The following is a 12,755-nucleotide window of genomic DNA, read 5'->3' as shown; positions in this document are numbered from 1 at the left end:
GTTAAGCTTTAGTTCAAGGCTTAGCCTCAAATAACATCAAATTGTTTAAATTCAGTTTTTCCTGTAAAATTAAGTTAAATATGTCTGAAAATAAACCTAAATTTAATCTCCAGCAGAAAAAAGCCATTACCTTTGGCAATGGTCCTCTTTTGATTGTGGCAGGCGCAGGCACTGGCAAAACAATGGTCATTACCCAAAGAATCAGCCATTTGATTTTGGATAAAGATGTGAAAACCGATGCGATTTTGGCTTTAACTTTTACTGACAAAGCAGCTGGGGAAATGCAGGAAAGAGTAGATAAGCTTTTGCCTTATGGTTATGTTGATTTGTGGATTTCCACTTTTCATTCTTTTTGCCAGAAAATTTTGGAACAACATGCTCTGGATATTGGCTTAAGCAATGATTTTAAATTGCTAAATCAAACGAGCGCCTGGCTTTTGGTGAGGCAGAATTTGGATAAGTTTGATTTGGATTATTATAAGCCATTAGGCAATCCCACAAAATTTATTCATGCGCTATTAACTCATTTTTCCCGCTGTAAAGATGAGGAAATTTATCCAGAAGATTATCTGGCTTATGCAGAAAAAAGGGAATTGGATTTGGATACAAAACAGGGCGACGAAGGATTAGTTGAGGAAGTCAGGCGTTTAAAAGAAATTGCCAATGCTTATCATGTTTATCAGCAATTACTTTTGGATAATAATGCTTTTGATTTTGGAGATCTGATTAATTACACTTTAAGATTATTTAAACAGCGCAAAAATATATTGCAAAAATATCAGAAACAATTTGAATACATTTTAGTTGATGAATTCCAAGACACAAATTTTGCCCAGTATAATTTGGTCAAACTTTTGGCAGGGGAGAAGGCTAATTTAACAGTTGTGGCTGATGATGACCAATCAATTTATAAATTTAGGGGCGCCTCCGTCTCCAATATTTTGCAATTTCAAAAAGATTATCTTAAAGCACAAAATATTGTTTTAACTGAAAATTACCGCTCCTGCCAGGATATTTTGGATTTGTCTTACAATTTTATCCAATTAAATAATCCAAACCGTTTAGAGGCGCAAAAAGGTTCAAAGATTAAAAAACAACTAAAGGCCAATAATAAATGTGTGTCTGAAATTGAGCATTTGCATTTTAAAACTCTTGATGAAGAGGTAAGGGGAGTGATAAATAAAATTTTAGAATTAAGAAAAAAGAATAAAGAATTAAATTGGTCGGATTTTGCAATCTTAGTTCGCGCCAATGATTCAGCCACGACCTTTATTAATTTTTTGCGCAAAACAAACCTGCCTTACCAATTTGTGGCTTTGCGCGGCTTATATAATAAGCCGATTATTCTGGATATTTTAAATTATTTTAAGCTTTTAGATAATTATCATGAAAGCCCGGCGGTTTTTCGGCTGTTGCGCTCGCCGATTGTCAATATCTCTGACGAGGAATTAACCAAACTTTGCCATTTTGCCAATAAGAAGAATTTTTCTTTATACGAGGCCTTAAAATTAGCTTCTACAATTTTCGGCATCTCTGCTGAAACAGTTTCGCAAATTAATTTCTTTTTATCTTTAATCCAAAAGCATTCTGCTTTAACCCGCGAAAAAACAGTCGGCGAGATAATGCTGGCTTTTATGCAGGATTCCAAATATCTGGCCAAGATTTTGGGCGCTGACGAAGCTTTGGCCAAGCAAAATGCTGATTATTTAAACCAATTCTATAACAGGATAAAAACTTTTGAAGAAGGCGCCAGTGATCCATCGTTGCAGAATTTTATGGCTGAACTGGAGCTGGAATTAGAATCAGGCGAAAGCGGTCCATTGAAATTTGATCTGGAAATGGGGCCGGATGTGATTAAAATTATGACTGTGCATTCTGCCAAGGGCCTGGAATTTGAATATGTTTTTATTCCAAATTTAGTTGAACAGCGATTTCCAACTGTGAAAAGAGGAGAGCCTATTGAAATTCCCGAGCCACTAGTTAAAGATATTTTGCCAGAAGGAGATTTTCATTTGCAGGAAGAAAGACGTTTGTTTTATGTGGCAATGACGCGCGCTAAAAAAGGCTTATTTTTAACGTCTGCAGATGATTATGGCGGCGCGCGAAAAAAGAAAATTTCTCAGTTTTTGGCAGAATTAGCTCAAACAAATAAAGGGTTTAAGCTTGATCAGCAAGTTTCCAAGGCTACAGAAAAAAGTATTGGCAATAAAGCAGAAATACAGGTTGCCAGTAAGAAAAAACAAAAAGAAGTTTTTGCTTTGCCGACCCAATTTTCTTTTTCCCAAATTACGGCCTTTCGCACCTGTCCTTATCAGTATAAACTGGCCCATATATTTAAAATTCCGGTTTTGGGCAAGGGCGTATTTTCTTATGGCAAAAGCATGCATACTGCTTTACAGAAATTTTATGTTTTAGCAAATTCAAAGATTCAAAGTGCCCAAACAGATTTATTTAGCCCTAAAACTAGCTCCAAAGGTGAAAGCAAAAAAATAGGCGACCTGGTCAGTTTTGAAGAATTTAAAAAAATCTTTGCAGATTCCTGGATTGATGAATGGTTTAATAATAAAGAGGATAAAGAAAAATATCTTAAAAAAGGCAGGGAATTCATAAAATTATTCTATGAAGAAAATAAGGATAAAATTTTAAATACGCTTAGTCTGGAAAAAGGTTTTAACATTAAAATGTCTCGTTCTAAAAATGAATTTTATACAATTAGGGGATTTATTGATCGCATTGATTTATTGCCTGATAAAACAGTGGAATTAATTGATTACAAGACTGGTTCGCCAAAAGATAAATTAAGTTTAGATGAAAAAACGCAATTACTTTTATATCAATTTGCCTGTTTGAATTTACCAGAAATAACAGGCGGGAATCCGGTTGGCAAATTAACATTTTATTACATTGATAATAATTCTCAGTTGTCATTTTTAGGATCGGACAAAGAATTAGACAAGCTTGAAAATGAATTTATTACCACAATTGAAGAAATTAAATCTAGCCAGTTTTCAGCCAGCCCTGAGTACCACAAATGCAGCTTTTGTGATTTTAGGGAAATTTGTGAATTTAGGATTTGATAATGCGAATCTGCCCACCTTCGCTAAAGCTACGGCGGGCAGGCGAATAATGCGAATCTGCGAATTTTATTTTAGGAATTTTTTTATATTTAAGGTATAATATAAATATAAATTTCAAATAACAAAATCCAAATTTCAAATAAAATAAAAATGTTTAAACATAGAGGAAATAATAAAATTTGGATAATTTTTAGTATTTTTTTAATCACTATAATTTTTGTGTTGCCGGAAAATTCCAAGGCTTCCAGTTTAAGCGCTTTGAGCGATAGAATGAACCGACAGGCGCCTTTGGTGGCTGCAAATCATGAAATAAAATTTAACACGCCAGGTGGAATAGGTGAAAGCGGACAATATTTAAGAATAATTTTTGACAGTGGGTTTAATTTATCCGCAATTACTTTCGCAGATATTGATTTATTGCATGGACCTATAACTGGCCTGGAAACCAATGAAACTTTAGCTTCAAGCGCCAATGCCACTAATTGGGGGATAACTATTTCTGGCAGTCATCTAGATTTAATGCACCCGACTGATAATGCCAATGGCGATATTTTACCAAATGACAAAGTCGTAATTAGAATCGGCCTAAACGCCAATGGCGGCAGTCATCAGATCATTAATCCAGCCACAATCGGTTCAAAAATAATTACTTTGTCTGGAAATTATGGAGACTCTGGCAAATTGGCAGTAGCGATTTTTGTTGATCAAATTGGCGTGGGCGGCCAGACAGCTGGAGCACCGCCTAATCCAGTTATTTTAAGTGAAGCAGAATATACCCAAACACTTTCAGCAATTTTAAATTGGACGCAAAATATTGATTTAGATTTTGAACGCTACGAGGTCTATATGTCTGAAACGCCAGGCTTAACTAACCTGACCGGAGATCTGGTGGCAACCTTTAATAACAGGACGCAGACAACGTACACAATTAATGATTTGGATGTTAATGAGGATTACTATTTTAAAGTTTATGTTTATGATACAGAAAGTCTTTTTGCCCCTTCAAACGAAGTGCACGGTTTTATAACGGGAGGGGGACATATTTATCCGCCTCGGCCAGCGATGCCAACACTAGACGCTAGAGCATGCCCGATTTTTTTGCCAACCGCAACTTTAAGCGGGACAAAGCCAGACAATACTATTATTCAGATTAATGATTTATCAGGAATTATTAATTATCCGACTCAGACAACTTGGAATACATTGGTTAATTTGATTTTGGGGAATAATCTTTTTTTGATTTTTGCTCGCGATAGCTATGGCCAAAATAGCGATATTTTAAACGCCACAGTGGTACGTAGCAAAACAGGTGATACAAATAATGATGGCAAAATAGACGATTTTGATTTAGCTGGTTTGGCTTATCACTGGCAGGCAAATTGGTGCTATGCTGATTTTAATGAAGATAGTATTGTTGATGATTTTGATTTATCGGGTTTGGCAGCACATTGGGATGGAATATATTGAAATAATAGGTAATAGGAAATAGGTAATAAGGAAAAGTGAAAAATGATTATTTAAATAATTCCAATTCCATATTTCTTATTTCTTATTACTTATTTCAATCTATGAAAAAAATAATAAAAATCATTCTATCTTTATTGCTAGTTAGTTTTATTTTGCCTATTATTCCAGTCCAAGCAGCTGGGAGTGCTATAATGAGGCTAATTTCAGCTAAAACAGATTATTATGTGGGAGATACCATTTATGTTGATATTATGGTTGAGCCTAATGGCGCTGCTTTAAATACAGTCAGGGCAATTTTGGATTATACAAGCGGCAATGTCATTTCCATTAACGATTTTAGTTTGGGTACTGCTTGGCCAAATCAAAGTCCTGGCAGGGAATTGAATAATTCCAGCAATCATATTAATGTCGGTGGCTTTGTTTTGGTTGATTCCGTGAATTCTAATTCATTGTTCGGCACTTTGATTTTTAAAGCTTCTCAGGTTGGCTCCTCAACAATTTCCTTTGCTGCCGGTTCGCATTTAATTGCAGTGGATCAAACAGAACAAATTGATTTAAGCGGTTGCCAGGGAATTACAATTAATGTCATTGGCGCGCCGCCACCACCACCTCCGGCAAATTTGGCGCCGGTTTTTCAGCCGGTTGGCAATAAGCAAATTAATTTGGGGGAGACAGTAAGTTTTCATCTTCAAGCCGCTGATCCTGATGATGATATTGTCAATTTAAATTGGAATATTCCTGCAGATGCCACGATGGCCAACATTACAAATAACGCCAGTATTGTTTATGGTGATTTCAATTGGACACCCCAAAGCAAGGGAGTATTTACAACTTCATTTGTCGCAGTAGATGATAGTGACTTGGGATCAAAAAGTTCTACGTTAACAGTAAGTATTGGAGTTTCAGAACCAGTTCCGCCACAAAACCATCAGCCTGTCTTTGATCCAATCCCGGAAAAAACAGTTAATGCCGGCGAAACTTTGACATTTAATATAACTGCCACTGATCCAGATAATGATAATATTGTTTTGAGCCTGGAACCTCTGGAAAATGCAACTTTAAACCCAATTATTACGGGTATAACTTCAACTTCAAGATTTAGTTGGGCACCAACAAATTCTGGGATTTACTATGCTGTTTTTAAAGCTCTTGATAATAATATTACTAATCCTTTGAGCTCTAATTTAAGCGTTAGAGTTACTGTTTTTGGTGGCCAGTGTCCTCCTTGCGGAGGAGGGTCGTTTAGTTGCCCATTGCCTGTATGCGCAGAACAAAATTTTACAGAAACGTCCAATAAAACATCGCCAATAATTAGTTCGCCAAGCCATCCTGAGCAAAATCAATGGTATGCCAATAATCAACCTCAGTTTGCCTGGCAAGTTGCCGATGAAGGCCTAGGTTATACTTTTAATTTAGATCAAAATCCATTAGCTGATCCAAGCATTGGCTATTATTCCAGCCAGGATAAGCTTTTTGCTTTTAGTAATATTGCTGATGGGTTTTGGTATTTTCACCTTAAAGTCAAATATATTGATGGCTGGGGTCCGACAGCGCATTATCAAGTTAAGATTGATACCTCTCCGCCGGAATTTTTTAAACCCAGCATTGAGACAGGAATTTTAGCAGACGGCAGCAAGCAATATAAACTCTATTTTTCAGCTTTGGATAAGAGTTCCGGGGTTGCTTATTATGAAATGAAAATTGATAATGGAGAGTGGCAAAAGGCGCAAAGCCCTTATGTTTTAAATGAATCAGACAAACTTGGCAAAATATTATCTTTACGTGCAGTTGACAATGCCGGCAATGCCATTGAAGCTTATATTGATTTGCAAAATTTTACAGTCATAAACAAAGAACCGGCAACATATAATTTAATCCAGCCTGCTATTAAAGCAGTGGCTCCTCCCTTTATCGATCATATTATAATGCCTGAACAGATCGGCAGGTTTTTTGTAAAAAATGTGCTAATGATAACCGGACGGGCTGAGAAAAATTCCCTTGTTACTCTGCACTTAGCAGCCTCGCCTGAAATAATTGTTTCAACTAAAGCAAGCGAACAGGGATTATGGATGATTAGTTTAGAAAAAATTTTAGAGCCGGGCCGTTATACTTTATACGCTATTGCCAGTATAAATGGGCTTAATTCAGAACCATCGGAACAGGTTTCTCTAACGCTAAAAGAAAAATTCGTGCCAAGACAAGAATTAAAAATTCCCTGGTGGTTTTGGCTTGTATTCTTAATAATTCTGTTATTTTTTGCAGCTTTGTTGGCTTTAAGAAAGAAGATAATAAAGAAGGGCGCAAAAAAATAGAAAAATCTAAAAATAAACATGGTCAAGTTAAATAAAATTTTAATACTTTTTTTATTGTTTGGTTTTGCGGCTTTTGGCAAACAAGCAATAGCCGCCATGTCCAGCAATAATTATAAAGTCTGGCTGGATAATTTAAGTTCAGGCGGAGGCGCTTTGTCTTCAGAAAATTATGCAATTGACTCAAATTTCACAGATCAAGCTGGCGCCAATTCCCAAAGCATGAATTTTAAAGAAAAGCCAAGCTTTTCAGGCATTGGCGCTGAGCCGACAATTGGATTTAGCGTTCAGTTAGTCAGTTTAAATTTTGGAGAGCTTTCTCCGTCGTCAACAGCCTATTCCAGCCATACTTTTTCAGCATACACAAATTCCAAAGCTGGTTATACTATAAAAATAATCGGTGAATCTTTGCATAGTTCGGAACATGCCGTCACTCCAATAGGCAGTGTCGCTGCAGATTCTGAGCCGGGGACTGAACAATTTGGCATTAATTTAGTGAGTAATTCTGTGCCTTTAATCGGCTCAGACCCTTTGGGCGGGATTGGTTGGGCAACGCCAAATTATAATACAACAAATAAATTTGCTTATAACGACGGTGATATTATTGCCCAGTCATTAAGTTTTTCTTACCAGACTGATTTTACTGTTTCGGTAATTGTGAATATTGCTCCTGAAACAAACGCTGGCAATTATGGCGCTACTTTGACTTATGAATTTATTCCAGTTTTTTAGGCATGACTTTTCCACAGGTTAAAATCATAGTTAGTTATATGTTTTTATGTTATAATAAAAACATATAATAATTATTTAATCTAAATTTTAGCAATGGATTTAGCTTTGAATTTTATTTTAAGAAATAGTCAGGAAAATAAATATTTAAAATATCTAAATACTAAATCTTTTAGTATTTTTTAATTAACAAATGAAGATTAAACTATGGTAAAGAAAGCAAAACTATTTTACATTTTTATGGCAATAGTGACAATTTTAGGGGGAGGGTTTTTTGCAGAAAATGTCGCTAACGCCGGGTTAAGCGCAGTTTCCGTTACATTGCATGATGGCAGCGGAAATAATATCTCAGCAGTTAATACGGTTGTTAACACAACCACAATTAGCTTTGATCCCGATGGCAATCTCAGCACAGGAGATGCTTTAGAGATTCAATTCCAAGATAATTTTGGCGTTGCTAGCGTTGTTAACGGTGATGTTGCTATCACCCAGGCAAATAGCGGCACAGATATAATAAAAGGTACTGCGGTTCGAGTTATCCAAAGCGTTTTAATCCCAATTACCACCCAAAGCGACACGCCGAGTGGCGCAGTGACGGTTACTATTTCCAATAGTCACATTACAACCCCTACTACATCAGGCACCTATAAAATCACAATTGTTCTCTATGATTTAGGCGCTGACAATGCTTTTGGCGGCACTGGCGAAAATGCTGATTCAGTCTTAGATGGTTCTTATGCGGCAGTAGTGATTGGCACAAACCAGGTTAATATTTCAGGCACAGTTGATCCAACCTTAACTTTAACCTTGTCAGGCACGACCTGCGCTTTGGGTACATTAAGCACAACCGGTTTAAGCACCTGCAGCTATGATACTGAGGTTAGCACAAACGCTGATTCAGGCTATACAGCTTATATTAAAGCAGACGGCAATTTGAGAAATGCCACAAATAGCATAACCAATGTTGCTGACGCAACCGTGGGCGTAGCTAATAGCGGCGGTGTTTCCACAGAAGAAGAATACGGTATTTCCACAACAAATGCATCTTCTACAATAGTGGACAATGATTCAGGCTCTGATTGCGCAACTTTAGCTGGCCAATTAACAACTGCGATGCCGGGTTCAGCCTTATCAACCAGCGATCAGTCTTTTGCCACAGCGACAAGTCCAGTGAGCGCTGATTCAACGACTTTGTGTCATGCCGCTGTTATTATGGGCACAACACCTGCAGGCGCTTATGCTCAGGTTGTGACAATTACAGTTGTTGGTAATTTTTAAAATAAATAATTAAAATAAATTATAAAAATTAAATTTGCCCTCCGCTGCTTTAAGCAATGGAGGGTGAGGGGAAAAATATGAAAACAAAAATTTTCTCATTGGTAATTGCCCTGCTTGCTGTCGGCTTACTTCTGCCTTTAGCAAGTTCTGCTGTTACAGTATCACCGCCTATAATTGAGATTGACGCTGCGAAAGGCGATGTGATAAATCAATCAATTAAGGTTCGTAATGAAGGTGCGGCAGCAGCCACTTATTACTTATCAGCAGAACGATTTGTGGCAGGCGGTGAAGCAGGAGAACCATCTTTTACAGGTGAAGACGTGGATTTAGCTACCTGGATAAAGTTTCCATTCCAGAGTATCACTGTTCCAGCAGGTTCTACAGTGGAAGTGCCTTTTTCAATTATCGTACCTAATTATGCCGGGCCAGGCGGTCATTATGCTGCTATATTTTTGAGCACTGCGCCTCCGGAAGCTGCCAATGCAGGTTCTCAAGTATCTATTGCCAGCCGTATTGGCACTTTGATTTTGGTTAGAATTGCAGGTGAAATTAAAGAAAGCGCGCAAATTGCAGAATTCAGCACAGCTGGTAAAACTTTTAGTTCACTGCCAGTAGATTTTAGCGTGAGAGTAAAAAATGACGGTAATGTCCATTTAAAGCCAATGGGAACAATTACGATTAAAAACATGTGGGGAGCTGTTGCCGGCAAAGTTGCTGTCAATGAAGCAGGTGGCAATGTCCTGCCTGACCAAATCAGAAAATTTGATGCTGGCTGGTTAAAAGATCCTAATGCAGTAGGCGCAACCACATTCTGGGGCAAATATATGCAGGAAAAAGAAAATTTTGCTTTTGGCAGTTATACCGCTGATTTAAGCTTGGCTTATGGCACAGCAGGCAATACTTTAACAGCCTCAACTACATTCATGGTAATCCCATGGAATATAATTATTGTTAATTTGTTAATAATAGTCATTATTGTTGTAATCTTGTATTTTGCTATCAAGAAATATAACAAATGGATTTTGAAGAAATACGGCAAAGCTAAGAAATAAAAGTATTAATCCCAATTTATAAGGACTTTGAAAAGAAGAGGCTTTTAATACTTAAAAGCCTCTTCTTATATCAAGCTGGGGAGTTATTATATGCGTAAAATTATTTTAATTGGTTTAGCGGCAATATTGATAAATTTTTTTTATTTATCCGTAAGTCATGGGCAGACGGATGTGAATGTTTACGGCATTGTGCCAGAAACAGAATTAAATAAAAATATTTCCACTCAGCCAACCCAGTCCGTAATGACCAAAGAAAATAAATACCAATATTTTTTTGAAAAATCATTGGGTTTGCAACAAAAAGAAGTCACCGGGGAAGTTCAGACAATTTATGATCAAGCAGCCAGTTGGGGGCTGATGGCGTTAATCATGGTAATTTTAGCATTAATCTTGGTTATAATTTTAAGATTTGTTGATACGTACTTACGTGTATTAAAGTATAAAAAAGATTAAGATAAGCCATCATTATGACGGAATTTTATTTCAGCAGGTTAAAATTTTATTCACAGGCTAACTTTTTTTACGGCTGAATTTATGATATAATTGTGATATGGATGAGTTAAAATTTGGCTAAGATATGAGATTATAAAATAAAATATCTAATAATTTTAATAAATAATTAATAATTAATCTATGATTAAGAAAACGAAGCTTTTTTACATTTTTATGGCAATGGTAATCATTTTAGGAGGAAGTGGTCTTGCCCAAAATTACGCTAATGCCGGTTTGGCCGATATTTCTGTTACTTATCACGATGCCAGCGGGAACAATGTCTCAGCTGTCAATACAGCTATTAACACAACAACGGTTAGCTTTGATCCAGACGGTAATATTAATACTGGAGATGGGATAACGGTTCAGTTTGATAATTCTGATCTTTCCACTGCCCCAGTTGTCAATGGAGACGTGACAGTAACTCAGGCGCATACTGCCACAGATATCACTAAAGGAACAGCAATCGTAGGTGGCATTGGCCTCCAAAATGTACTGGCAATTCCCATTACCACAGAAAGTGATACGCCCAGCGGAGCAGTGACGATTACAATTGCCAACAGCCATATTACTACGCCTTCATCTTCAGGCACTCAGAAAATTACACTTGGAATTTGGGATTTAGGCGCTGATGAGGCTTGGGGGGGAACTGGAGCTGATGCTGATACAATATTAGACAGTTCTTATGCAGCGGTAGTGATTGGCACAAACCAGGTTAATATTTCAGGCACAGTTGATCCAACCTTAACTTTAACCTTGTCAGGCACGACCTGCGCTTTGGGTACATTAAGCACAACCGGTTTAAGCACCTGCAGCTATGATACTGAGGTTAGCACAAACGCTGATTCAGGCTATACAGCTTATATTAAAGCAGACGGCAATTTGAGAAATGCCACAAATAGCATAACCAATGTGGCTGATGCGACCGTGGGCGTAACTAATAGCGGCGGAGTTTCTACAGAAGAAGAATATGGCATTTCCACGACTAATGCATCTTCTACAATAGTGGAAAATGATTCAGGCACAGATTGCGCAACTTTAGATGGCCAATTAACAACTGCGATGCCCGGTTCAGCCTTATCAACCAGCGATCAGTCTTTTGCCACAGCGACAAGTCCAGTGAGCGCTGATTCAACGACTTTGTGCCATGCAGCTGTTATTATGGGCACAACACCTGCAGGCGCTTATGCCCAGGTTGTGACTGTCACTGTTGTCGGAAATTTTTAAAAAAATAAATAATTAAAATAAAGATTGAATAAAATTAATTTATAAAAAAAGTTATGAACAAACATTTTAAATTTTTTTCAATTGTACTGGCGGTTTTATTGATGGTATTAAACACTTTTACTGCTTTGCCAGCCTTAGCCGGCGGTATAAGCGTGGTGAGCATTACTTTATCAAATTACACTGCCAGCGCAGCGACAAATGCCACGATTATTTTTAATCCTGACGGCAATATAAATAGCGGGGATGGCATTAAAATTACTTTTCCGGCAGGCTATGTCATTTCTAACGTAGTTAACGGTGATGTGGCAGTTACTCAAACTCATACAACCACAGATATCACCAAGGGGACAGCCAGTGTGAGTGGACAAAATTTGCAAATTCCGATTACAACAGAAGGCGATCAGGTTTCAGGCCAAATTACTATTACGATTTCAAATAACCATATCACCAATCCTACTGCCGGTTCAGCTTCTTTTGCTATTACAACCTGGGATTTGGGCGCTGATAATGCCTGGGGCGGCAGCGATACCAATGCTGATACCCAGGAAGATAGCGGCGGCGCAGCCATAGTTGTTGGCTTAAACCAGGTAAATATCTCGGCTACAGTTGAGCCAACATTAACTCTGTCCTTATCTACCTCTACCTGCACTTTAGGCACATTAAGCACAACAGGTTTAAGCACCTGCAGTTATGATACAGAAGTAAGCACCAATGCTGATTCAGGCTATACAGCGTATATTAAAGCAGACGGCAATTTGCGAAATGCCACAAATAGCATAACCAATGTGGCAGATGCGACCGTGGGTGTAACCAATAGCGGCGGAGTTTCTACAGAAGAAGAATATGGCATTTCTACAACAAATGCATCATCTACGATAGTAGACAATGATTCAGGCTCTGATTGTGCAACTTTGGATGGTCAGTTGACAACTGCCATGCCAGGTTCAGCTTTAACAACAAGTGACCAGTCATTTGCCACTTCTTCAGCGCCCGTGAGTGCTGATTCAACTACCTTATGCCATGCGGCAGTGATCACTGGCACAACCCCGGCAGGCGCTTATGCTCAGACAGTGACGATTACAGTCGTAGGTAATTTTTAGAGTATAAATTTTAAGAATAATTTA

The 12,755-nt window shown here is 37.7% G+C and carries 9 protein-coding genes; all 9 read left to right on the top strand.

All coding sequences use genetic code 11. From position 1 onward, the window contains the following. The first annotated feature begins 80 nt into the window (after positions 1-80). Positions 81-3,077 (top strand): UvrD-helicase domain-containing protein, encoded by a 2,997-nt coding sequence (locus WC460_05725; protein ID MFA5188833.1) that lies wholly within the window; start codon positions 81-83, stop codon positions 3,075-3,077. 150 nt (positions 3,078-3,227) lie between these two features. After that, positions 3,228-4,544, top strand: a complete 1,317-nt coding sequence (locus tag WC460_05720; GenBank protein ID MFA5188832.1) for a hypothetical protein — start codon at positions 3,228-3,230, stop codon at positions 4,542-4,544. A gap of 101 nt (positions 4,545-4,645) precedes the next feature. After that, the gene (locus WC460_05715) at positions 4,646-6,856 is read left to right on the top strand and encodes a hypothetical protein (GenBank protein ID MFA5188831.1); all 2,211 of its coding nucleotides are present in this window, start codon (positions 4,646-4,648) and stop codon (positions 6,854-6,856) included. Between the two features lie 18 nt (positions 6,857-6,874). Then, on the top strand, positions 6,875-7,585 hold the full coding sequence (locus tag WC460_05710) for a hypothetical protein (GenBank protein ID MFA5188830.1): 711 nt from the start codon (positions 6,875-6,877) through the stop codon (positions 7,583-7,585). A 204-nt stretch (positions 7,586-7,789) separates the two neighbouring features. Continuing rightward, complete coding sequence (locus WC460_05705; GenBank protein ID MFA5188829.1) at positions 7,790-8,860, top strand: hypothetical protein; 1,071 nt, start codon at positions 7,790-7,792, stop codon at positions 8,858-8,860. 77 nt (positions 8,861-8,937) lie between these two features. Continuing rightward, complete coding sequence (locus WC460_05700) at positions 8,938-9,912, top strand: hypothetical protein (protein ID MFA5188828.1); 975 nt, start codon at positions 8,938-8,940, stop codon at positions 9,910-9,912. Between the two features lie 90 nt (positions 9,913-10,002). Continuing rightward, positions 10,003-10,365: a hypothetical protein gene (locus WC460_05695; GenBank protein ID MFA5188827.1), complete on the top strand. Its 363-nt coding sequence runs from the start codon at positions 10,003-10,005 to the stop codon at positions 10,363-10,365. A 180-nt stretch (positions 10,366-10,545) separates the two neighbouring features. Then, the gene (locus tag WC460_05690; protein MFA5188826.1) at positions 10,546-11,631 is read left to right on the top strand and encodes a hypothetical protein; all 1,086 of its coding nucleotides are present in this window, start codon (positions 10,546-10,548) and stop codon (positions 11,629-11,631) included. A gap of 53 nt (positions 11,632-11,684) precedes the next feature. Then, positions 11,685-12,731 carry a hypothetical protein gene (locus tag WC460_05685; GenBank protein MFA5188825.1) on the top strand — a complete coding sequence of 349 codons (1,047 nt, stop codon included), beginning with the start codon at positions 11,685-11,687 and terminating at the stop codon, positions 12,729-12,731. Positions 12,732-12,755: the final 24 nt, after the last annotated feature.

This window comes from Patescibacteria group bacterium, from assembly GCA_041651155.1.
In the GTDB taxonomy this organism is placed as follows: Bacteria; Patescibacteriota; Patescibacteriia; order CAIXNZ01; family CAIXNZ01; genus JAPLYF01.
Note: the sequence above shows the minus strand (reverse complement) of the source record. Positions and strands in the feature narration are given on the sequence as shown.

What these genes read in the sequence shown, in the direction of transcription:
- WC460_05720 (MFA5188832.1), top strand. Translation starts at nt 3,228, where the DNA reads ATGTTTAAACATAGAGGAAATAATAAAATTTGGATAATTTTTAGTATT.
- WC460_05695 (MFA5188827.1), top strand. Translation starts at nt 10,003, where the DNA reads ATGCGTAAAATTATTTTAATTGGTTTAGCGGCAATATTGATAAATTTT.
- WC460_05715 (MFA5188831.1), top strand. Translation starts at nt 4,646, where the DNA reads ATGAAAAAAATAATAAAAATCATTCTATCTTTATTGCTAGTTAGTTTT.
- WC460_05705 (MFA5188829.1), top strand. Translation starts at nt 7,790, where the DNA reads ATGGTAAAGAAAGCAAAACTATTTTACATTTTTATGGCAATAGTGACA.
- WC460_05725 (MFA5188833.1), top strand. Translation starts at nt 81, where the DNA reads ATGTCTGAAAATAAACCTAAATTTAATCTCCAGCAGAAAAAAGCCATT.
- WC460_05690 (MFA5188826.1), top strand. Translation starts at nt 10,546, where the DNA reads ATGATTAAGAAAACGAAGCTTTTTTACATTTTTATGGCAATGGTAATC.
- WC460_05710 (MFA5188830.1), top strand. Translation starts at nt 6,875, where the DNA reads ATGGTCAAGTTAAATAAAATTTTAATACTTTTTTTATTGTTTGGTTTT.
- WC460_05700 (MFA5188828.1), top strand. Translation starts at nt 8,938, where the DNA reads ATGAAAACAAAAATTTTCTCATTGGTAATTGCCCTGCTTGCTGTCGGC.
- WC460_05685 (MFA5188825.1), top strand. Translation starts at nt 11,685, where the DNA reads ATGAACAAACATTTTAAATTTTTTTCAATTGTACTGGCGGTTTTATTG.